This is a genomic window from Deltaproteobacteria bacterium (genome assembly GCA_030690165.1).
In the GTDB taxonomy this organism is placed as follows: domain Bacteria; phylum Desulfobacterota; class GWC2-55-46; order UBA9637; family UBA9637; genus JACRNJ01.
In genome coordinates this window covers 23,962-45,946 of record JAUYHF010000044.1, presented here as the reverse complement: position 1 = coordinate 45,946, position 21,985 = coordinate 23,962, and the positions used below count along the sequence as shown (strand labels likewise).

The 21,985-nt window shown below is 42.1% G+C and carries 25 protein-coding genes; 8 read left to right on the top strand and 17 right to left on the bottom strand.

Going from position 1 to position 21,985, the window contains the following annotated elements; translation table 11 throughout:
* Both Q8P28_07570 and Q8P28_07565 read left to right on the top strand, forming a co-directional pair.
* Positions 1–104 (top strand): IS3 family transposase (locus Q8P28_07570; GenBank protein MDP2682648.1); only part of this gene is annotated, 104 nt, incomplete at its 5' end.
* A gap of 76 nt (positions 105–180) precedes the next feature.
* A complete protein-coding gene (locus tag Q8P28_07565; protein MDP2682647.1) occupies positions 181–435 on the top strand; it encodes a redoxin family protein in 255 nt (84 codons plus the stop codon).
* A gap of 83 nt (positions 436–518) precedes the next feature.
* Here Q8P28_07565 and Q8P28_07560 read toward each other — a convergent pair whose 3' ends face one another.
* Positions 519–1,010, bottom strand: a complete 492-nt coding sequence (locus Q8P28_07560; protein ID MDP2682646.1) for a hypothetical protein — start codon at positions 1,008–1,010, stop codon at positions 519–521.
* 102 nt (positions 1,011–1,112) lie between these two features.
* Between Q8P28_07560 and Q8P28_07555 the strand changes: the two genes are divergently transcribed.
* Genes Q8P28_07555 through Q8P28_07545 form a run of 3 tightly spaced genes read left to right on the top strand, consistent with a single transcriptional unit; the run spans position 1,113 to position 4,165 of the window.
* On the top strand, positions 1,113–2,402 hold the full coding sequence (locus tag Q8P28_07555) for a Ni/Fe hydrogenase subunit alpha (GenBank protein MDP2682645.1): 1,290 nt from the start codon (positions 1,113–1,115) through the stop codon (positions 2,400–2,402).
* Between the two features lie 9 nt (positions 2,403–2,411).
* A complete protein-coding gene (locus Q8P28_07550) occupies positions 2,412–2,798 on the top strand; it encodes a response regulator (protein ID MDP2682644.1) in 387 nt (128 codons plus the stop codon).
* Complete coding sequence (locus Q8P28_07545) at positions 2,795–4,165, top strand: HAMP domain-containing sensor histidine kinase (protein MDP2682643.1); 1,371 nt, start codon at positions 2,795–2,797, stop codon at positions 4,163–4,165. The genes Q8P28_07550 and Q8P28_07545 overlap by 4 nt, the downstream gene beginning before the upstream one ends.
* Positions 4,166–4,277: 112 nt before the next feature.
* Here the strand turns inward: Q8P28_07545 and Q8P28_07540 are convergent, their stop codons facing one another.
* The 8 genes from Q8P28_07540 to Q8P28_07505 form a co-directional block, all read right to left on the bottom strand.
* A complete protein-coding gene (locus Q8P28_07540; protein ID MDP2682642.1) occupies positions 4,278–4,583 on the bottom strand; it encodes a type II toxin-antitoxin system RelE/ParE family toxin in 306 nt (101 codons plus the stop codon).
* Positions 4,580–4,804 carry an addiction module protein gene (locus tag Q8P28_07535; protein ID MDP2682641.1) on the bottom strand — a complete coding sequence of 75 codons (225 nt, stop codon included), beginning with the start codon at positions 4,802–4,804 and terminating at the stop codon, positions 4,580–4,582. Before Q8P28_07535 ends, Q8P28_07540 begins: the two co-directional genes overlap by 4 nt.
* Positions 4,805–5,351: 547 nt before the next feature.
* The gene (locus Q8P28_07530) at positions 5,352–5,588 is read right to left on the bottom strand and encodes a hypothetical protein (GenBank protein MDP2682640.1); all 237 of its coding nucleotides are present in this window, start codon (positions 5,586–5,588) and stop codon (positions 5,352–5,354) included.
* 384 nt (positions 5,589–5,972) lie between these two features.
* Complete coding sequence (locus tag Q8P28_07525; GenBank protein ID MDP2682639.1) at positions 5,973–6,545, bottom strand: hypothetical protein; 573 nt, start codon at positions 6,543–6,545, stop codon at positions 5,973–5,975.
* A gap of 237 nt (positions 6,546–6,782) precedes the next feature.
* On the bottom strand, positions 6,783–7,226 hold the full coding sequence (locus tag Q8P28_07520; GenBank protein ID MDP2682638.1) for a DUF2231 domain-containing protein: 444 nt from the start codon (positions 7,224–7,226) through the stop codon (positions 6,783–6,785).
* Positions 7,227–7,239: 13 nt separating this feature from the next.
* Positions 7,240–8,685, bottom strand: a complete 1,446-nt coding sequence (locus Q8P28_07515; GenBank protein ID MDP2682637.1) for a class II fructose-bisphosphate aldolase — start codon at positions 8,683–8,685, stop codon at positions 7,240–7,242.
* Between the two features lie 86 nt (positions 8,686–8,771).
* Positions 8,772–10,220 (bottom strand): pyruvate kinase, encoded by a 1,449-nt coding sequence (gene pyk, locus Q8P28_07510; protein MDP2682636.1) that lies wholly within the window; start codon positions 10,218–10,220, stop codon positions 8,772–8,774.
* Complete coding sequence (locus Q8P28_07505) at positions 10,213–10,899, bottom strand: TIGR04283 family arsenosugar biosynthesis glycosyltransferase (protein MDP2682635.1); 687 nt, start codon at positions 10,897–10,899, stop codon at positions 10,213–10,215. The genes pyk and Q8P28_07505 overlap by 8 nt, the downstream gene beginning before the upstream one ends.
* Here Q8P28_07505 and Q8P28_07500 point away from each other — a divergent pair.
* Positions 10,892–11,050 carry a hypothetical protein gene (locus Q8P28_07500; GenBank protein MDP2682634.1) on the top strand — a complete coding sequence of 53 codons (159 nt, stop codon included), beginning with the start codon at positions 10,892–10,894 and terminating at the stop codon, positions 11,048–11,050. The two genes, Q8P28_07505 and Q8P28_07500, sit on opposite strands and share 8 nt — an antisense overlap.
* A 48-nt stretch (positions 11,051–11,098) precedes the next feature.
* Here Q8P28_07500 and Q8P28_07495 read toward each other — a convergent pair whose 3' ends face one another.
* The 8 genes from Q8P28_07495 to Q8P28_07460 all read right to left on the bottom strand — a co-directional run bounded on the left by Q8P28_07495 (position 11,099) and on the right by Q8P28_07460 (position 18,375).
* Positions 11,099–12,577 carry a beta-propeller domain-containing protein gene (locus Q8P28_07495; protein MDP2682633.1) on the bottom strand — a complete coding sequence of 493 codons (1,479 nt, stop codon included), beginning with the start codon at positions 12,575–12,577 and terminating at the stop codon, positions 11,099–11,101.
* A gap of 122 nt (positions 12,578–12,699) precedes the next feature.
* Complete coding sequence (locus Q8P28_07490) at positions 12,700–12,963, bottom strand: hypothetical protein (protein MDP2682632.1); 264 nt, start codon at positions 12,961–12,963, stop codon at positions 12,700–12,702.
* A 238-nt stretch (positions 12,964–13,201) separates the two neighbouring features.
* Positions 13,202–13,522, bottom strand: a complete 321-nt coding sequence (gene cutA / locus Q8P28_07485; GenBank protein MDP2682631.1) for a divalent-cation tolerance protein CutA — start codon at positions 13,520–13,522, stop codon at positions 13,202–13,204.
* Positions 13,523–13,623: 101 nt separating this feature from the next.
* The gene (locus Q8P28_07480) at positions 13,624–14,370 is read right to left on the bottom strand and encodes a P63C domain-containing protein (protein ID MDP2682630.1); all 747 of its coding nucleotides are present in this window, start codon (positions 14,368–14,370) and stop codon (positions 13,624–13,626) included.
* Between the two features lie 364 nt (positions 14,371–14,734).
* Entirely contained in the window at positions 14,735–15,103 is a 369-nt protein-coding gene (locus Q8P28_07475) for a hypothetical protein (GenBank protein MDP2682629.1), read from the bottom strand.
* A 176-nt stretch (positions 15,104–15,279) separates the two neighbouring features.
* A complete protein-coding gene (gene rsmA, locus Q8P28_07470) occupies positions 15,280–16,119 on the bottom strand; it encodes a 16S rRNA (adenine(1518)-N(6)/adenine(1519)-N(6))-dimethyltransferase RsmA (GenBank protein MDP2682628.1) in 840 nt (279 codons plus the stop codon).
* Between the two features lie 22 nt (positions 16,120–16,141).
* Positions 16,142–17,254, bottom strand: a complete 1,113-nt coding sequence (gene tsaD / locus Q8P28_07465; protein ID MDP2682627.1) for a tRNA (adenosine(37)-N6)-threonylcarbamoyltransferase complex transferase subunit TsaD — start codon at positions 17,252–17,254, stop codon at positions 16,142–16,144.
* On the bottom strand, positions 17,248–18,375 hold the full coding sequence (locus tag Q8P28_07460; GenBank protein ID MDP2682626.1) for an aminotransferase class V-fold PLP-dependent enzyme: 1,128 nt from the start codon (positions 18,373–18,375) through the stop codon (positions 17,248–17,250). Before Q8P28_07460 ends, tsaD begins: the two co-directional genes overlap by 7 nt.
* 224 nt (positions 18,376–18,599) lie before the next feature.
* Here Q8P28_07460 and Q8P28_07455 point away from each other — a divergent pair, with 224 nt between their 5' ends.
* Both Q8P28_07455 and Q8P28_07450 read left to right on the top strand, forming a co-directional pair.
* Positions 18,600–20,915 carry a PAS domain S-box protein gene (locus Q8P28_07455; GenBank protein MDP2682625.1) on the top strand — a complete coding sequence of 772 codons (2,316 nt, stop codon included), beginning with the start codon at positions 18,600–18,602 and terminating at the stop codon, positions 20,913–20,915.
* On the top strand, positions 20,912–21,985 hold the full coding sequence (locus tag Q8P28_07450) for a response regulator (GenBank protein MDP2682624.1): 1,074 nt from the start codon (positions 20,912–20,914) through the stop codon (positions 21,983–21,985). The genes Q8P28_07455 and Q8P28_07450 overlap by 4 nt, the downstream gene beginning before the upstream one ends.

The following is a 21,985-nucleotide window of genomic DNA, read 5'->3' as shown; positions in this document are numbered from 1 at the left end:
GTATTTTTAATTATATTGAAATATTCTATAATCGAAAGAGACGTCACTCAACACTGGGGTATCTTTCTCCAGTATCTTATGAGCTCGAATCTATGGTAGCCTAACCTAACTTAGTGTCCTTAAATTCGGGGGAAGTCCACTGGAAAGCTGTCGGAAGATATAGTGTTGATGAACATCAGTATGGATCTTCCCTTTGCCATTTCCAGGTTCTGCTCCACAGCAGGCATAGACAAGGTTCAGACATTATCCGACCACAGGGATGCAAGTTTCGGCGCTGCTTATGGCGTTTTAGTCAAAGAATTGAGGCTACTTGCGCGTTCCATATTTATTATTGATAAAAATAATCTAATCAAATATGTTGAGATTGTGCCTGAAATGTCAAACCATCCTGATTATGATAAGGCGATCGAGAATGTGAAGAAAGTAATACGTTGACCCGAAAAAAGCATTTTTTATTTTTGGGGCAAGAGTGGGGAATGAGTGGGAAATGGGGACAGATTTATTTGTTTTTACTTTGATTATTTAGTTTTGCCGGCTGTATCCAAATTATATTCGCCTGCAGGCAGAGGTTTGTTCAAGACATCCGGAAATATAAATGTTGTCTTGTCTACTTTTCTGTACTGTTTCACTTTTATGTTGAGCTCCCATTTCCCTTCTCTCTTAATATTAAGGTTTGAGACTACATAAACCCCGTGTCCCTTTTCTATTACGACAGGGGATTCCTTCATGTCTTGATAGCTGATTTTTATGTCGGCAAATTTAACATCATTGTCATTTTTATCGTGGACTACAATGCCAATCACACCCTTGCCTATTTTGTACTCCTTATCATCAAGCAGAACCTCAACGCTGAACTCTTCCTTCTCTGTAATCCTGAAAAGGCTTTCATTGAAATGTTTTGTAAATTTTGCCTTTCCAGCGTCTGTCTTTTCTTCCAGATGCTGCGCCCGAACATTGATAAAAGCAGGGAAAAATACTATCATAAAAATGGGAATAATGTATTTTCTCATCACAGTTCTCCTTTTAACAAATATTTATTGTAAATAATGTTATCAAATCTGATAGTATAATTCTATGAAAATAAAAATGTGACGGAAGGCGAGGATAACGATATGCATAAAAACATAAATATAAACATAAACCATATTACACGGGTTGAGGGACACGGCAATATTGTAATAGACATAAAAAAGGGCGTAATAAAAGAACTCCGTTTTGATATTATAGAATCGCCGCGGTTTTATGAGGCAATGCTCAGGGGAAGGAGGTATGACGAGGCGCAGCACATTATGTCCAGAATCTGCGGGATATGCGCTGTAAGCCATACCCTCGCCTCAGTAAAGGCGATTGAATCTGCCATGGGCATTGCCATAACAAACCAGTCGGCGCTTTTAAGAAAACTTGCGTTCCACGGCGAAACCATCCAGAGCCATATACTCCACCTCTATTTCCTGATATTGCCGGACTTCTTCAATGCAGGAAGCATAGTCCCTCTTGCCAAAAGCCATCCTGAAATAGTGGCGCGCGGCCTTAGGCTTAAAAAACTTGCCAATAAAATATGCGAGGTTATTGCAGGAAGGCACATACACCCCATATCATTCTTCCCAGGCGGGGTTGCGCATATCCCGAAAAAGGGCGAGTTGAAAGAATTAAAGAAAGGGCTTGAGGAATCATTTGAAGACCTGAATGCAACCCTTGAGATGTTTAAAACCTTTAATGTCCCTCAATATTCCAAAAAAAGGGAATATATCTCGCTTAAGGAAGACGGCGGATACGCATTCTACAGCGGAAATATATCGTCCAGCCAAAAATACACTGCAAAACCCGGCGATTACAGGAAGGTCATAAAGGAAAACATCGTCCCGCAATCCACTGCAAAACATGCCAGAAGCAGAAAAGGTATCTTCATGGTTGGCGCACTTGCAAGGGTGTGCAACAATTTCACGAAACTCTCCCCTGCGGCAAAGAAGGCAGCCAAAGAACTCGGCCTTGCGCCGGATACACACAACCCGTTTATGAACAATATCGCGCAACTTGTTGAAACATTCCATTGCGCAGAGGATGCAATAAAGATAATTGATAAACTCCTGTCAGGCAGCCTCAAAAAAGAGGAATTAAAAAAACCAAAAAAATACGGCAGGGGCGCAGCCGTTGTTGAGGCGCCGAGAGGCTCTCTCTATCATGAATACACAATCAGCAAGAACGGGATTGTAGAAGACGCAAACTGCATTATCCCAACAGCCCAAAACCTTGCTATCATAGAAGATGATTTAAGAAACTTCATCCCGACAATCCTTAATAGACCCAAAGAGGAAATAACAAGGGGCGTAGAATCCCTTGTAAGGGCATACGATCCATGCATATCCTGCTCCACGCATATAATGGATGTAAGGTTTGTATGAGGAGGCTTTATGGCAAAAATCTTAATCATTGACGATGATGCAGATATAGTAGAGGCAGTAAAGATAGTGCTTGGGAGCAAAGGTTACGCTGTTATAACCGCCAATGAAGGCGATGCAGGCTATAAAAAGGCTGAAGCGGAAAGACCTGACCTTGTAATACTTGATGTGATGATGAAGACAAAGGATCAGGGGTTTCAGATAAGCTATAAATTAAAAAACAACCCGGAACTTTCAAAGATACCAATTCTAATGCTCACCTCAGTGGGAAGGGAGACCGGCTTCAGATTCAATAAAGAAACCGATGCAGACTATCTGCCCGTTGAAGAATTTATTGAAAAACCCATAAAACCCAAGGACTTGCTCGTAAAAATTGAGAAACTTCTTAAACAAAAGTGAAGCAAACAACTAACCTGCTGGAAGAGGAGCTTTTACAAAGACTTGAGTGGTTCATCTATATAAGATGGGCCGCAATAGTTTTTATCATTCTCTTATTTCTAACTGCCCTAAACCTGTTTAAGATTATCCTCCCTGCCAGGATTATCTTCTTGCTCGCATTATTTATCGCTATTTATAATGCAGGGTTTAAGCTTTATTTAAAACATAAAACCCCTTCAACCGCTAACATTAGAAGGTTTGCAATTATCCAGAGTATGCTGGATATAATCAGCCTGACCATCCTTATCCATTTTACAGGCGGCGCTGAAAACCCTTTTATATTCTATTTTATATTTCACACCATATTTACAAGCATGCTCCTTTCAAAAAAGGAAAGCTATATTCAGGCAGGCATTATTTGTTTTCTGGTAGTTGGGCTTTTTATATTTGAGTATCTGGATGCCATGCCTCATTACCCTGTAAGAGGATTTCTGAATACAGATATTTATAAAAACTCTGCATATCTGACAGCCATATCATTTGTATTTTCATCCACCATCTTTATTGCCACCTTCTTCACCGCATCTGTATCAGAAAGACTCCGGCTTAAGGAAAATGAGTTAAAAGAGATCGCCCTGAAACTGTTGGAAAAAGACAGACAGAAAGACGAATATGTAAAGATGGTCAGCCACGATTTAAAATCCCCCCTCGCCTCTATCCAGAGCCTTTTGGAGGTTATACTTGGCGGATTTGCCGGAGTTGCTGATGAAAAGACAAAAGAGATTTTGCAGAGGATTTATAAAAAAACAGAGTTTCTCCATCATTATACAAAAGACCTTCTTGATCTATCCAGAATCAGGGCAGAGAGAAATCTCAATCTTCAGAGATTGAATATCAAAGATCTGATATATACTGCCGCTGAAATAGTGCTGCCTAAAATAGGAGAAAAACAGATAGAATTAAAAGTTGCAGTTGATGAGGAGACATCGGAAATAGAAGCGGACAAAGAACTGATAATCCATGTCCTTGCAAACCTTATTGCCAATGCCTTCAAATATACACCGTCGGGCGGAAATGTTCTGGTAAAAGTTTCACAAAGCGATGGTTTTATTATTGTTGAGGTAAAAGATACGGGGATAGGCATACCGGCAGAGGATATGCCGCACATGTTTGAGGAATTTTTCAGGGCCGGCAATGTTGCAAAAACAACAAAAGGCACAGGCCTGGGCCTTTCTCTGGCAAAATATATTATTGAGAGGCACGGAGGCAATATTTCAATAGAAAGCGAATTGGGAAAAGGAACTATTTTTAGGTTTACAATACCAATCAGCAATAACCCCTCATCGCCAATTGAGATAAAGGCCGTTAATGCAACAAAAAAACATTAAGAACGATTTTTTACATTATTCATTATAGCGCTGTCATCATAATGATTAAGCTCACTTGCGCGTCTGGCTTGCGGTTTTTTTGCAAGCAGCAGCGTCAATGTGGAGCGGCTTGTTATCTGAGCGTTTTCTTTATTCGTTCCTGCCACTTTTTCGGATCACGTTTTAAGTGCATTATTGCAGAGACAAGGATAAACTCCTGCCTGAAATGGTACAAAACTCCATAAGGGAATCTATTGGTAATACAGCGTCTTGAGCGGCTGGATATAAGGGGCCATGCTTCAGGAAAGGATTTAATGCGATAAAATGTGTTCTTAACCTCTGCCGCGAATTCATAGCCAAGTCCGGGACACTGTTCGTTATAGTAGTCGACGGTCTCTGCTAATTCTTGTTCTGCGCAGGAGAGAACACGGATTTTCATCGTTTGCTTATCCGCTCAAATACAGCCTCAGCGGAATCGGCACTTATCTGTCCAGCATCGAATGCATCAATTCTTGACTCTGACTCAACGGCCCAGAGAGCATCAATCCGCTCATCATGGCTTTTATCAAAGCTGTGAAAGAGTTCGTCGATTAGTTCCGCTCGTTCTACCGGGTTGAGGCGAAGCGCCTGCTCAAAAATAGTTTGCGTTGCACTTGTCATATCCGAGATTACACCTCCATATTCTTTGGGATCTCAGTTAAATCACAGCATATCAGTTCGTTGGAGTGGTGTCAATTTATACTGCCTGTCCTGTCCAAATCTTATGGGATCTGGTCAACGGGGCATTCAACAAGCAACTGACCAAAGCCGCAGCCAATAACGTTGCTTTAAATCTGACTGTTATGACTGTATTCTTGACCAGTTTATTGATCGTTCTGACTTTCATAGGCGCCTCCCTCTCCTGTTTAATGCCAACGGACATCTCTGCGTTTATGTTCTTCCAAGATGGATTAGGTTGCGGCTTACAGTCAGAGTTGGATTGCCTTGCAGGAATAGAACCTGCACCCGTATCCCCCGAAGGCCAGATGCCATAAGAAACGTTTCACAATTCATTATAGCGCTGTCATCATAACGGCTTCGAGGTGAGTCGCCCGTCGTCGTGGGCGAGGCTCCCTTCACTCTACGTCAGCCTGATGGGCAAGACAAGTGTCCGTTTGCGGCACGTAGGCGGGTCGCCTCCACCGAGTTGTTAGGCGGCGTTGGGTGATCACTTGATGTAGTTGCTGACAAGTTGAAGAGCGAATCCTGCAATCAGGAGGACTACTGCTACATTGGACCAGAAGCAGTAGCGCTTTCCCATGGCGATTTCGGCTTCATCTACCTGCTCTGCGATGAAATAGATGTGGCCCTGGGGATCGATCTTCGGTGGAATGCCGAACTTGAGCAGAAGAATTGCGCCGAGGACGTCCAGGATCAATCCGAGGGAATTGACTGAAGTTGCCACTTGAAGACCCCCTTTCAGGATAACGACAACGCCGCCTAACTAGTAATTATACAGTTTTTGGACTTTATCCAACTTATTGAACCATGTCAACCAAATTATAAAAATAAAATTGACGCAACTATTGAATTTCATTATAGTTATGTGGTTGGATAACATTACAATTTTCATGCATAGCCTGTTTCTTGATAACATACCATGCTTATTACCCCACCCTCACCTTAATCCTCTCCCTGAGGGAGAGGGAGTTAAAGTGTGAAAGCTCTCCCTGAGGGAGAGGAAATATTCCCTACCCTTCAAGGGGAGGGTCAGGGTGGGGATGGGGTATTTTCGGAATCAAAACATTGAACAGCAAAAGCAGGCTGATTATATTTCCTTTGTTTTTCTTTACTTCACAATATCATCCAATCCTTTCATCTGTTCTTTTTGCTTCTGCTCAATAAGTTTTTTTGCATCTTCAGCAGTTTTTTTTGCATCGGAAAATTGCCTGTAAACATTTTCGGCATATGTCTTATAAAGGAATACCATAAGCACTGCTGCTATCGCAACAAAGATGAGTCTGGTTACCATCCTGTTCTTGACATATTTGTTTAAAATAAATATCATTGCAGCCAATAATCCTAAACATGAAACAAGAGCAACAGCCAAAATCTTCTTGTTTGCCGCAAGGGATTTTAAACCCTCCGCAGTTATTCCGCCGCCTATTGCTGCCGGCTCTTTACTGCCTGACATTTTTTCTTTTTCTGCCGGCGCCACTATTACCTGTATCTTCTGTTCTTTGATTGCCTCTGTCTTTGACCTGTATTTTTCCGGCACCTTTGCCAAATCATCAGTAATAGACAGAGTGCCCTTGTCATCAACATATTTATACATATCAGCCCGCGCCCTGACAGAACAAAATATCGCAATGATAATTAGAAGCGCAGGCAATATGGAATAAATCTTTTCTTGATTATTCATATAAGCAGTCTAATCGTAGTTTATGAACCGTGGCAATTATTGCAAGCAGAAAAAAATTGTCAAATGGAAAAATTTTTGCAATCAGCAATACTACCTAAAGTTTTCCTCCCCCTTGACGGGGGAGGGCAGGGTGGGGGTGAAAACTTTTTGTAATACTGCACACCCTCCCCTTAGTCCCCTCCCGTCAAGGGAGGGGAGATTTTAGGTTAGATACCCACCAGCTTGCTGGCGGGTAATTCACTTCAGGATTGCAGCGCTTACCGCTGCGCCGTAATCATATACTAATTGTCCACCGTAATATGCGGTTGTAAGAAGCAGGCCAATCCCCATAACTGCGGCTATCAAATAGTATGGCCTTATCTTGCTGAAATTATCATTTCTCACGAATATATAGCGGACAATAAGTAGGATTATAAATAAAAGCGCGGTGGTAAATGCAAGGGCTTCATGCGTCTCAATAGTATCGGCTATATTAGGCCTGTCTGACGCCACATCCGCTGCAAAATGGCCAAAGATAATGGCAACTATGCCGCCGAGAGCTCCCAGAAATAAAAGGTGAAAGGCGCTCCTTTCAAAATCGTCCTTCTTTGTCACCAACCTCAAGAAATCAAGAAAAACGCTTGTAATCAAAAGCGCTATAGGGAAATGCACTATCATTGGGTGAATCCGTTCTATTGGCATATAACCTCCTTTTTTATTCCCCCCTCTCTCCCTTTTCCTGTTTTATTTTTTTGCCTTCAGAATCAACTCCAGCCATCTCGTTCTCAAGTTTTAAAGCAATATTTGCCGGATTAGCCCATCTTGCGGCGATATCGTATGTATTGATTACCTTCAGCTTGCCTAACAAGAGGTCAAACCTTTCCTCCAGTTCCCTTCCAATTTTCTCTCTTGTGCTCAGGGGCAGATTCCAGAATTTCTCCTTAAAAGGCCCTAATCCCTTTTTCCTTGTCTTATAGATAAATTGCTCGTCAGTCTCAGTTTCCTTTTTCTCCTTTGCCATATGGGTATGCAGATATTTATAAATCTCCTGCCTAAGGCTTTCAGGGAAGTTTTTGCTGTCATAGAGCATATTCTGGAAACCGGTTGCCAAATGCACCTCTGCCGCGCCTCTTTTCTGGAAGAGGTCAAAGGCGTTATCTGGCAGGGTTGATGCGCCGTGCTGGACAACGCCCGCAAGTCCGTAGGCCTTGCGCGCCAGATTGGAAAGTTTTTCAATGGTATCAAAATCAACCTTCACCTTTGCGATTGTGCCGTCCGGCAGGACAACGCCGCCGTGGCTTGTGCCGGTTTGGATGCTCATCTTGCTTATGCCCTTCATGTTGTTGCCCATCCGCGCAAGGGTTGAGAGATAGTTGTCCATAAATGTCCTTAATTCTTCCTCGGTAGAGTTTTTACCCCCCACCTCGCCTATCTCTCCGCCGATGGATATCGGCGTTGTCTCCGGCTCTATATCCCGTATAAATTCAGTAAGCTGCGCTGTAACATCAAAATTAGGCCTCTGCTGTTCTGCAACAGATGCCTTGTTTAAATCCACAATCGTTGACGAATCAATATCTATATTGTAAAAACCCGCGCCGACCGCCTTCTTTATAAGCTCCCTTAATCCGGCAATCTCCTTTTCCCTGTCCTGGGCATAATTCTTCGGGTTTATCTGAAAGTGGTCTCCCTGAATAAAGATAGGGCCTTTGTAGCCTTCTTTTACTGCTGCCGCAATGACAACTGTTGAATATTCATAAGGGCTCTGGTCTGTATAACCCATCTCGCTTTTTGCTATCTCAAATATAATTGCGCCGGCCTTGTTTTTCAGGGCTGACCTAAATAATGCCCGCGCAGTGTCATAAGTAAGCCCTCTTATATTCACCGCAGGCACGGTAAAACCAGCCACCTCTCCCCTCCCCATCGCCTCGTAAAGCCCCTGAATAGACGCAGACCTTATACCCAAAGCTAAAGCCGCAGCCTTTATAAGCCACCTGCAATTGGCCTTTATCTCATTATCGGCATTGAACACCGCATTATAAACAAGCCAGTCCACCGCCTCCATCAGCCTCTTTTCGTCCTGCACCGCCACATTGTCTTTTTCTATTTTTACAATCCCTTTCAGGCAGTCGTGAATGTCCGAAACCTTTTTCTTAAGTTCCATAGAAGCCCTCCTGTTTAGAATAGGCTGAAGGTTGAAGGAAAAAATCCTTTTCTTATACCTTCATCGATCAATCTTAAGCCGGCATTTTACTCTCCCACCCTGTGCACCTTCATCATATTTGTTGCGCCCATTTGGGCCGATGTCCCTGAAACTATAACAACTACATCGCCCTTATTCAAGAGCCTTCTCTTGATAAGCGCCCTCTCGCCAATATCCAACATCCTGTCTGTAGAATCTCCAAAAGGGATGACTACCGGTACAACTCCCCATAAAAGCGGAAGCCTGCAATAGACGGTATTTTCAGGCGTCAGGGCAAACACTTTGCATTTTGGCTTAAGTTTTGAGACAAGCTGCGCAGTCCTTCCTGATATGGTATAGGCTAATATTGCCTTTGCGTCTGTCTCTATGGATGCATCCAGCGCTGCATAGGCAATGGCTAATGGGAATGTTGAGGATTTTCCGGAACCAGTATCGTAGGCTGAAAACATCAACTCAGACCTGCGCCGCCTGAAATCCGATGATATAAGCCCGTTCTCTGCCTCAGATGCAATCTTTGACATCATCTCCACAGCCTCCATCGGATATCTTCCAACAGATGTCTCGCCTGAAAGCATAACCGCATCAGTCCCGTCAAGAATGGCGTTGGCAACATCGCTTGCCTCTGCCCTTGTGGGCCTCGGACTGTTAATCATGGACTCAAGCATCTGTGTTGCTGTTATGACCACCTTTCCTTTTTTATTTGCCCTTTTTATTATATCTTTTTGGATGAGGGGAACCCTCTGCGGCTCCATCTCAACACCAAGGTCGCCCCTCGCCACCATAACACCGTCGGCCTCATCAAGTATATTATCTATATCCTCCACTGCCTCTGGTTTTTCTATCTTGGCTATTACAGGAAGAGAAAATCCGAGCCTTTTGATATAATTCCTTATTGCCTTCACATCTTTGGCGCTTCTAACAAATGAAAGGGCAACATAATCTATGCCCCACTTAAGCCCTTGTTTAAGATTCTTTTTATCCTTTTCTGTCAAAGATGGGACGCTCAGCCTGACACCTGGAAGGTTCATGCCTTTATGCTCTTTAAGGAGGCCGCCTGTTACGACCTTGCATTTTATATCAGCATCGGATGAACTTAAAACCTTCAACTCCATTGTGCCGTCATCCAGAAGTATCCTGTCCCCTTTTTTCACATCTCCTAAAAGGGATTTATAAGGTGTTGAGATAATGCCGGGAGCGCCATATTTTTGCTTTATTGTTATTGTAACAATATCGCCTGATTTGAGATTGATGGGCTTTCCGTCTTTCAAAAGCCCTGTTCTGATCTTTGGCCCCTGAAGGTCAAGGATGATGGAGACAGGCTTAGCTGCCTCTTTGGAGGCTGTGCGAATTATTTTAACCCTTTCTTCATGCCACGATAGGCTGCCGTGGGAAAGATTAAGTCTGAACACATCAACCCCGCTGTTAATAAGCCTTCTTACAGCAGATGCCTTTTCTGTGGCTGGCCCAAGTGTGGCAACAATCTTTGTTTTACGCATAATATAACCTGTATAACCTCTGCGGCGAAACACCGGCATAATAAAGGGAAAGGAAAAACAAATTTCCGATTGTTGTCTTCAGTATCCCTTTTTTCTGCCACTGTCTCGACGATGTGGAAACATCTGCATTTAGCAGAAGGACTTTCCCCTTCTTTCTAATCCTTCTTATAAAATCCACATCCTCCATTAGCGGAAGGCCCATGAAACCGCCTGATGAGAAGAAGGCATCCCTTCTTACAAATATGGCCTGGTCGCCGTAGATGAGGCCAAGATATTTTGCGCGTATATTGGCAACGGCCTCTATTAAACGAAAAGAAAAACCCTTTGAATCTATCTTCAGGCTGAACCCTCCGCCAACAACCAATGTGGGGACAGATTTAAAATCTGTCCCCAGTAAAACATTTTCAATGCAACCCCTCCAATTTTCTGGAAGGGATGTATCGGCATGAAGGAAAAGAAGTATATCACCGGACGCCTCCCTTGCGCCCATGTCCATCTGAATCCCCCTCCCCTTTTCAGTAATGATGATTTTTTCTGTAAAACCTCTGGCTATTTCCCTTGTTGCATCCCTACTTCCACAGTCTACGATGATAATCTCCACACCCTGACCAACTGACTTCAGCGTATCCTCAAGATTATGTTCTTCGTTCAAGGTTGGGATTATGACGGAAATGGACATATTAAATTATCTCAGCGTCAGGCTTTCTTTTGAATATTTCACAATAGGCGAGAGGAAGAATTATATTATCTTCCTTTTGCCTGTTTTGACCTCCACTGACGAAAAGGAAAAAGGAAAAGGGGACGGTTGTCCCCTTTTCTTCTTTTCTTAAAAAATAAGCTGTGATATGGTGGAAAAAGTGAGATTGCAGTACTTATGGTCATTTAAACCTTCCCTTAGGTATAGGGGGCATAACGAAAAATATAGCCCTTAAACCGTCATTTCCTGCTGCTGCATAAATGTTATTATCATCACCCACAAATATAGAGGAGGCACTAATATTCATTCCGTCCTTTTGGGATATAACGGGATTTGCAGGATCAGAAACATCTAATTTAATCATCTCTTTTTCTGATGCAATATACAGATTATTTTCTTTCAGGTAAATATCTCTAATCAAAGAACCTATTTCGATATTCTTTACCTCTTTAACAGATTGAATATCGCTAATATCAAGGATGCGCAGACTATTTTTACCAATGGAAGTAAATACAAAATTATCTTTTGTTCTTACTTTAGTTACACCTTTTCCAGATAATAAATTGATTTTTTTCAATTTTTCGGGATTGCTGATATCCACTATTTCCAATCCCGAATCCCTCTCTGCTATCAATAAATAATTTTTATAAATACACATGTCCATTATATATCCGCCAGGCTTATAGTTGCTTACAGGCTTAGGTTTTGCCAGTTCGGAGATATCTAATAATTGCAAATCATCTTCTTCATTGGCAATATAAATGTAATTGCCTTCCATCAAAACTTTATTGGCTATTCCGCGGGTGTCATATCCGCCGACCCGTTCAGGTTTATAAGAATTGCTGATATCAACAATATGCAATCCTGCATCGCCTGCAGCGATAAAAGCAGTATTGTCTTTTACAAAAAGGCTCTGTGCATCGCCTGGCAAATCGACACTTGTAATCCATGTAGGGTTGCTGGCATTGCTTATATCAATTACATCAAGCCCCTGTGAACCATTCAGCAAATAAGCAAAAATTCCTTTTGTATAAACCTGTCGGGCATAACCGTAATATCCATATCCTCCTATTTCAAAAGGTTTTCTAGGATTGGAAACATTTATTATTTTAATCCCGGATTCCCAATCCGCCAGATAAGCATAGTTGCCTCTTACAGTAACATCCCAGACCATTCCGCTGGTATCATACCCTCCTATTCTTTCAGGTTTTTCCGCATTGCTAATATCTATGACTTGAAGCCCCGCTTTCCAGTCAGCAATATATGCATAGTTACCGGAGACAAAAACCCCTCTTGGATTACCCTGTGTTTTCAAAACGCTTTTAACTTTAGGTCTTTCTGGATTTTTTATATCAATAATATGTAAACCAGTGCTATAAGAAGCAACATAAGCCAAATTATCTTTAATTTTAACATCTTCCGCATTAATAGCGGCAGGATAACTGGCGACAAGTACCGGATTTTTAGGGTTTTTGACATTTATAATCAATAATCCTCCTCTATCTGCCGCTACATAGGCATATCCATCCTTTATCTTTATTCCCCATGCAAATCCCTTGGTTTCAAATCTGCTGATTAATGCTGGATGATAGATATCACTTGCATTAATAATATAGATTCCGCCTTCGTGATCGGCCACATAGATATAATCTTCGACCATATCAACAATATGTGAAAGCCCTTTAGTAGGGACATTACTGATAATCTTAGAATTAATTGGATCGCTTACATCTATAATTTGCAGTCCATGGTCATCATCACCGACATAGGCAATATTCCCTTTTACACATATACGCCTTTTGGCGATCCGGGGGTATGAATATTTGAAATATGAACCGGTTTATAAGGTAAGGTTACATCGTAAATATGCATGCCGGAATACCAATCCGCAAGATAAAGATAGTTGTCTTTAAGAAAAAGTTTTCGCGCATACCCTCCTTTAGTATTGTCTCCAATGATTACTTCTGCAGAACATGGTTTAAAAATAATGGCTGCCAATAATATTCCTAAAGTAAAGTTTAATAAGTCTTTAAATTCTATCTTCATTTTCTATACCTCATTTAATTAATTGGTAAAATACTATCAAACAATAGTGAAAAAGTCATCAAAGGAAATGATTGATATGGACTCTTAAAGTAAAAAGGTAAAAAGGGACGGTTGTATTTTCCCTCTTCCCCGCCTTTCTTTGGTCTCCCTTTTCCCTTCCCTAATTAGGTAAGTTTTTGTGTCTTCTTCAGGCATCCTTCCTCATTCAGGGTCGGGGTTACAACAGCGAGGGTCATATCTATGTCTTAATCGCCTCATCAATCCAGTTTAGATACATCTGCAGCCCGTCTTTTATGGAAAATGCTATAATCTCAGGTGTTTCGTAGCTGTGGAGTGTTTTGACCTTTTTTTTGAGTTTTTCAAAGACAGGCGCCTTGCTTTTCACCATAAGCAAGACCTCTGTTTCTTTACAAACTTTGCCTTTCCATTTAAATACAGACTTTATTCCGGGTATGATATTGCAACATGCCGCAAGCCCTTCTTCAACCAGAGCGCAGGCTATCTTTTCTCCTTCCTTTATAGAACCAACGGTTATGAGAACAAGGATATAATCTTTCATGAGCAAAATGTATCATACTTGATACAGTTGTCAATTATAAAGGAGGCATAAATAAAGGCGGCTAAGGCAGGACGGGCTTAAACTCAAGATTGGGGTATAAATTAGGAGGTCTTTCCCCTTTTTGGCAATACTTTATCTACCATATTAATAAACCTTCTCCATTTGTAATTGTTAGACAATGCAAGCCGTTGAAACATTACCAAAGAATTTAAATGCTGGGTCAATATCGAATTTCCAAAATCCTCGGTGCGCCATTGACGACGTCTGTTTATCCCCTTCCATGTTTCATCTGGCGGGCTTTTTTTCTCTAATTCTTTTAGCAGCCAAGGCGCAATTCTTTCATAGACTAAATCCCGTGTATATCGTGCAACAACACTGAATCGGCTCTTTTTAATGTCTGGCCACGGCCAGCCTTTGAGTCTATATATGTTTTCATAAAATTCATCAGGGATCTTTTTAGCCCATGCAACAAGTTCTTTAGCGATGATTGTTTCTAAATGCGCCTGCAAAGCATCTTTCGGCCTAACCTCTTGGTAGCCTGTAGCTTCGTCAACCAATGCAACAATGCCCACCTGGGCAAAACCTCGCATTAATATTTCTGCTTTTGCTGCTGTTGCTAATTGGTTTTCCGTAAGGACGCCTTTTTCACGCGCCGATAGCCATATTTGACATATTTCAGGCAATAGGGCAGCGGAAATTCCATGCACACTTGCTCCTGTTTCTGTATTGTAACTTATTGGATTTAAGAGTTTTTCCCTTATTTCTGGACCGATAAAAGGCTCTAAATTCCTTATGGAAATATATTCCGGCAATAATCCATTATTACTATGAGAGGCGTTTTTTACCATCTGCAAGTAAAAACCTTCTCCCTTGTTGCCGTTGCCTAATGCCTTTGCTACGCTTCTTTCACTAAGAATACGGGTTCCATCATCAAGAACAGCGCATGGTATTTTGATGCCAATAAGCTTTATTACGCCAAGATGGACAGCTTTTGGTATCTTTAGGTCTGTGTCCCATCTTCCTTTTGCGGCTTTTTGCGCTATTGCTGACCGCTCTTCAGGGGTTAATTTTGCTGCTCGTGCGTAACCACCTATTGCTTTACTATAATTGTCCTTGCGCATGCTTGCACCTGCATTTGTAATTTATGCTTGCATATTACATTATAAAAACATATAATGTCAACTATTATTTAATGCTTAAAGCGGGTCATCTTCACAGTCCAGCCTTTTTCCCAGCATAAATCATATTCATCTCTTTAGTTTTAGGCTCAAACATAAATACCGCCCTGATTTCTTCCTTGCTCTCATCCATATAGATTATAAGATACAGGTTCTTGGTAGTGTCATCAATCCTATACTCACACCACAACCCTTCTTCATTAGACGATGGGATTTTACAAATAAACTCATCTATAATCATCATATTTCCCAATCCCAATCCCATTTCTTCTAATTCCTTTGGTGTTTCTTCCTCCTCCGGACATATTATCTCCATTCCAGATTCGACATCTCCTGTAGAATTCTCACATGCCCATACAGGTGCGCATAGAAAAAGTAAAAGTGTAAATAAAAAGATCTTCATAAAATCACCTCCCTTTTACCTACTTTCACTTGTTGGTATTATAGAATAAATCAAAGTAAAATGCAAGCATTATTTTACAATATGCTTGCATTTTGGACAATTGGGGACGGGACAATTGGGGACTTGGTGTTCAGACTGTGGGCTTCGTAAGGCAGGCAAGATTTTCACTAATTTAGTTACGACTTTGTTTGCAGTTTCTTCAATTCACTGCTTAAAATCGCAAACTCCTCAAGGGTAAGCGTCTCCCCTCTCCTCTTTGGGTCTATATTTATTATATTAAATAATTCAACAAGTTGAGTATGTTTTATATTAAACAACTTTAAGGCATTCAATAAAGTTTTTCTCCTTTGGCCAAAAGATGCTTTTACAACCTTTTTGAAAAAATCGACATCACCAACATCTACCCTCGGCTTATCAAGTATGTTAAATCGAACAACAGATGAATTGACCTTTGGGATAGGATAAAAAGATGACGGCGGAACATCAAATTCTAACTTCACATCAGCAAGCAGCTGAACCATCACGGATAAGATCCCGTATTCTTTAGTATCCGAAGGGGAAACGATTCTTTGCGCCACTTCCTTTTGGAGCATAAAGAGAAACATTGAAAAAATCTCCCGCTCCTCAAGGAGTTTAAAGATAATCGGGGTTGAGATATTGTAAGGAAGATTGGAAACGAGCTTAAGCCTTTTATTATGCTGCGCCGCAAGTTCTTTATAAGAAATCTTGAGGGCATCTGCGCTGATTATCTCAAGATTACTGCAATCACGGAATCTTTCCCTGAGTTTTCCTGCAAGGTCTCTGTCTATTTCTATTGCAATTACCCTTGCCCCGCTGCCCAAAAGCCCTTCTGTCAATATCCCCAGCCCGGGGCCTATTTCTATAACCGTGTCACCTTCACTCAGGCCAAGACATTCAATAATCCTGATCGCAACATTTTTGTCAGTCAGGAAATTCTGGCTGAATCTCTTCCTTGGCAAAAGACTGTATGATTTAAGGAGGCCTTTGTAATTCATCTTTTGACTTATGATAAGATTTTCACATACTTGGCATAGCATTCATATCCAACTCTCCCCTCCCCCCTTTTTTAAGAAGATGATACGCGCATGCCGCAATCATCGCGCCGTTATCACTGCAAAGTTTTGCCTCGGGGAGAAAGAGTCTTATGCCGTTATCTCTGGATTTGTCCGCAAGCTTTTCCCTGAGTCTCGTGTTGCAGGCAACCCCGCCGGAGATTGACAAATCCCTTATATTATTTGCCTTGCACGCCGCAACTGCCTTGTCTATCAACACATCAACCACTGCCTCCTGAAAGCTGGCTGAAAGGTCATTTATATTGATTTTTGATTTTTGATTTTTGATTTTTGATTTAAACCCTGACCCCTGACCCCCGACCCCCGACCCCTGATTTTCAGTTTCCTTAAGATAATTCAAGACTGCTGTCTTTATGCCGCTGAAGCTGAAATCAAATGTATCCTTTGATATATATGGTCTTGTAAATTTTATAGCGGATGGATTTCCTGACCTTGCAAGCCTGTCTATGACAGCCCCGCCCGGATAACCGAGACCGAGGAGTTTTGCAACCTTGTCAAATGCCTCTCCTGCCGCGTCATCCCTCGTCTGTCCCACAATCTCGCAATCACAAAAATCCTTGAATTTAAAAAGCGTAGTGTGGCCGCCTGATACAACAAGGGCGATGAAAGGGAAAACAGGGTATCGGGGGTCGGGGGTCGGGGGTCGGATATTATCATTTCTGATCCCTGATCCCTGACCCCTGATCCCTGTCTCTAAAAACACTGACAAGGGATGCGCCTCTATATGATTCACTCCAACAAACGGCATCCCCTTTACATAGGCAACAGCCTTTGCAAAGGAAAGGCCAACAAGTATAGAACCAACCAGGCCTGGCCCTTGAGTTACGCCAATGGCATCTATATCATTTATAGACACACCTGCCTTATTTAATGCCTCTTCTACAACAGGGATAACGGTTTCAAGATGCCGTCTTGAGGCAAGTTCAGGCACAATGCCGCCATATTTATGGTGTATCTCGTCCTGAGAGGATACAACATTGGAAAGGATATACCTGCCATCCTTTACAACAGCAGCAGCCATATCGTCGCATGAAGATTCAATGCCAAGGATTAGCAGCGTGCTATCTCCCTTATTGCCCTCAAAAACTCCTCTATCTCATTGGATGTATTAAAATACCCCGGGCTTACCCTTACTGCGCCGTTTGGATATGTGCCTGCAGCCTTATGCGCGTGAGGGGCGCAGTGCAGCCCGCACCTGAGCATGATATTGAACTCATTATCAAGCCTGTAGTCTATGTCAGAAGGGTCTTTGCCTTCTATATTGAATGAAACAAGGCATGTCCGCTTTTTTTCATCTGTCGGACCAATGATGCTTATCTCCTTTATCCCTTTCAAACCATCCAATATCTGCCTTATAAGCCCCTCTTCATGCTTCCTTATCTTTTCTACGCCTTCATTTAGTAGAAATTCAATGCCTGCGCCGAGTCCGCCTATGCCCGGAGTATTCATTGTGCCGGCCTCAAGCCTGTCCGGGATTTCCAGCATATCATCATCCTCAGCAGTACCGCCGTCCACAAGAGGCAAGGGCTCAATCCCCTCCTTTATATATAGAAATCCTGTGCCCTGGGGGCCAAAGAGGCTCTTATGTCCTGTGGCAGCGAATATATCTACATTCAATGCCTCAATATCGATCGGCATTGCACCTGCGGTCTGCGCCGCGTCTATCATGAAGATAATGCCTTTTTTTCTGCATACACTGCCTATTTCAGCAACAGGCAGGAGTGCGCCGAATACATTTGAGGCATGGACAACAGATACAAGTTTTGTCTTATTTGTTATTGCCTTTTCAATATCCTTTGGCAGAGTCCAGCCCTCTTTATCAGCCTTAATCCTTATAACCTTAACCCCATCCCTTTCCAGCCTTTTTAGCGGCCTCACCACTGCATTATGCTCAATGGATGTGGTAACAACATGGTCGCCCGGCTTGAGTATGCCCTTAAATGCCACATTTATGGCCTCTGTGGCATTTTTTGTAAATGCAATCCTTGAGGCGTCTTTGATATTAAAGAACTTCGCAGCAGACTCCCTTGCCTCAAATATCACACGGCTGGCGTCCAGCGCCATCCTGTGGCCGCTCCTTCCCGGATTTCCGCCGATATGCCTCAGGATATAATCTATCCTTTTATAAACTGATTCCGGCTTTGGATATGATGTTGCTGCATTGTCAAGGTAAATCATAATGCTATCATATCAATTCTCATGTATAGTTCAAGGAAGAATTTATAATTTAAAAAGTTCATGACTCAAAAAGTTCATAAAATGAAATATATTACTACCTGTTCTTTTGGACAGGTTGCAAGTCTTGCCGAATTAAACAATAATAAAATAGCATGAAACGTACCAACTGCCTTGCGTTAAATTGCTGAGAGCAATACAGATGAGATAGCCAGAGGAACAAACCAATGACATCTCAATCCAATCATTCTTTAATCCCTTCTAAATTCTTTTCGCAACTTTGCGGTCTCATTGCGGCAGGATTAGGGGGGATTGCCATTGTGGGTTGGCTGATGAGATGGAGAATCCTCACCAATATACGGGCAGATTACATCCCCATGGCGCCAAACACAGCCATCTCCTTCATTGTGCTTGGCATATCACTTTGTGCATTCATAACTGAGAGAAAGCGGGGTCTTATATTATCAAGATTCGGCGCTGCCGTGATTTTCGTTCTATCTCTGATCCGATTCACAGAATTTAATATAAATATTAACCTAAATATTGATCAATGGATTTTTAAGGTTCCATCGGAGAAACTCGGTCTTATTCCTATGGGCCAGATGGCTTTGCCTACCACCCTCAATTTCATATTTGCAAGCATTGCGCTTTTTCTTGCCACATCTTTGAAAAGACACTGGTTTGCGGATGCTCTAACAAGGGTACTGGCCGTACTGACAACCTTTATTGGTTTAGCTTTCTGTTTAGGTTACATCTATGGTACGCCATTACTTTATGGCGGGACAACAATACCCATGGCGCTCAATACTGCAATTGCATTTGTTGTTCTGGGCCTTGGACTTGTTGTCAACAACATAAGCCATGACATAGCGGAACGGAAACAAGCTGCGGAAGCGCTGATAAAGACACATGATAAGTTAGAGATACGGGTTGCAGAGCGAACCGCGGAACTGGCCAAAGCCAATGAAGCATTACAGGCCGCAATCATTGAACACAGGCATACAGAGGAAGCATTGAGAAAGAGTGAGGAAAGATTCAGAAGCATCGTTGAGGGGAATTTTGATGCGATACATGTTCTGGATCCTGAGGGGCGATTCACCTATTCCTCCCCGTCGGTGGAGAGAATTACCGGATACAAGCCCGACGACATTATAGGAAAGTACTTCAAGTATTTTATTGCTGAAACTGATATCCCAAAGGCTTCACAGGCCTTTTATAGTATGCTGAACGGCAATGCTATGGAGATGGTGGCGCTTGAGGCAATAAGAAAAGACGGGACCCCTTTCATTATAGAGGCAAATGGTTCCCCTATTTTTAAGGATGGAAAAATTATGGATATCCAGGTGGTATACAGGGACATCACAGAAAAAAGGATACTTGAAGAACAATTAAGACAATCCCAGAAGATGGAGGCTATAGGCCAGCTTGCGGCAAGTGTTGCCCATGATTTCAACAACATCCTGACGGCAATAATAGGATATGGAACCCTTTTGATTAGAAAAAACCCCGACGACAATCTTGTAAATGAATATACGGGCGAGATAATAACCTCGGCCAACCGCGCCGCTGCCCTTACCAGGGACCTGCTTACATTCAGCAGAAAACATACTATAAACCCCCAGCCTGCTCTTTTGAATGAACTCATAAAAATGGTTGAAAGGATTCTGGCAAGGGTGATTGGCGAACAGATTGAACTTAAGGTAATCCTTGCAGATAAAAATATGATAGTGAAAATGGATGCCACTCAGATTGAACATGTTTTCTTAAATCTTGCCGCAAACGCAAGGGATGCCATGCCTGAAGGGGGAAAATTAACCATAGATGTCAGCCATGTGAACTTGGACAATGAATTTATAGACGCCCACAATTACGGTATCCAAGGACAATATGCGCTTATAACCTTTACAGATACAGGCATTGGCATGGATAAAAATATTCAATCAAAGATATTTGACCCATTCTTCACAACCAAAGAGGTTGGAAAAGGCACAGGACTGGGACTGTCAATGGTATATGGCGCTGTTAAACAACATAACGGCTATATAAATGTTTACAGCGAACCCGGGCACGGCACAGTATTTAAAATATACTTGCCTTTGTCAGAAGAAGGCGTCTTGGGTGAAAAGAAAGAGCCGGAGATTGCCGCGCTAAAAGGCAATATGGAAACCATCCTTCTTGCAGAGGATGACCCTGATACCAGAAAAATCATAAAGGCTGTGCTTGAAGAATATAATTATAAGGTTATAGAGGCTGTGGATGGAAACGATGCAATAAGCAAGTTTATGGAGAAGAAGGGTGAAGTTAAGCTCCTTATCCTTGACACAATAATGCCAAAAATAGGCGGCAAACAGGCCTATGAAGGGATTAAAAAGATAGACCCAAATATCAAGGCCATCTTTATAAGCGGATATACAGCGGATATGATAAAGGCAAAGGATTTGCTTGAAACAGGGATTGAACTTCTTGTAAAACCAATAGCGCCGGATAAACTTTTGGTAAAGATCAGAGGGCTGATTGACTTGAAAGGAGGTCTAATGGAATGAATATTGAAACCCAGATTTCAACGCTTGTTGTAGATGACAACACATCTGTCCTTAATTCCATCTCCATGCTTTTAAGGGATTACGGCTATCTCGTTACTGCCTGCAATAGCGCCGAAGACGCATTGGCCGAGCTGCAAAAAAAACAGTTTGATGTTGTGCTGACCGATATACAGATGCCGGGGATGTCAGGCATTAACCTGCTTGAAAAGATACATTCCACTAACAGAAATATCCCTGTAATTTTAATGACAGGGTATACAGAGGTAGATGCGGCAATTGAGGCCGTAAAAAAAGGGGCGTTTGATTTTATTCTCAAGCCTTACAATCCGGATTATCTTGTCGATTCGCTTAAAAAGGCAGTCAATTACCACAGGCTTATAGAGATGGAGGAGAATTATAAACACAGGCTTGAGGAAGATGTAAGAAAAAGAACCATGGAGCTTGCTGAAGCGCTCAGCATGGTTAAGAGCATGAACATTGAAATAGTGCATCGTCTGACCATGGTATCTGAATACAGGGATACTGATACAGGCGCTCATATCAAACGAATAGGTGCATATTCAGGCAAGCTGGCAGAGGCATTGGATATGGAAGAGGATTTTACAGAGGCAATAACCCTTACAAGCAGCATGCACGATATAGGAAAGATAGGTATATCCGACAATATACTCCTTAAACCAGGTTCCCTCACTCAAGAAGAGTTTGCTGTCATGAAAACACATACTTCCATAGGCAGGGAGATATTAGCCGACTCGCCTCATCCGCGCCTTAAAATGGCGGCAAACATTGCCATAACGCATCATGAAAAATGGGATGGCAGCGGTTATCCTCAAGGATTAAAGGGGGTGGGGATACCCGCCGAAGGGAGGATAACCATGATTGTTGACACATACGATGCATTAAGGAGCAAAAGGCCATACAAACCCCCATTCAGCCATGAGGAGGCATGCAGGATAATAACACAAGGAGATGGAAGAACAAAACCTGAACACTTTGACCCGAAAATACTTAAGACATTTATTAAACTGGCGCCGGTGCTTGATAAGATATTTGAAGCACACAAAGATTAG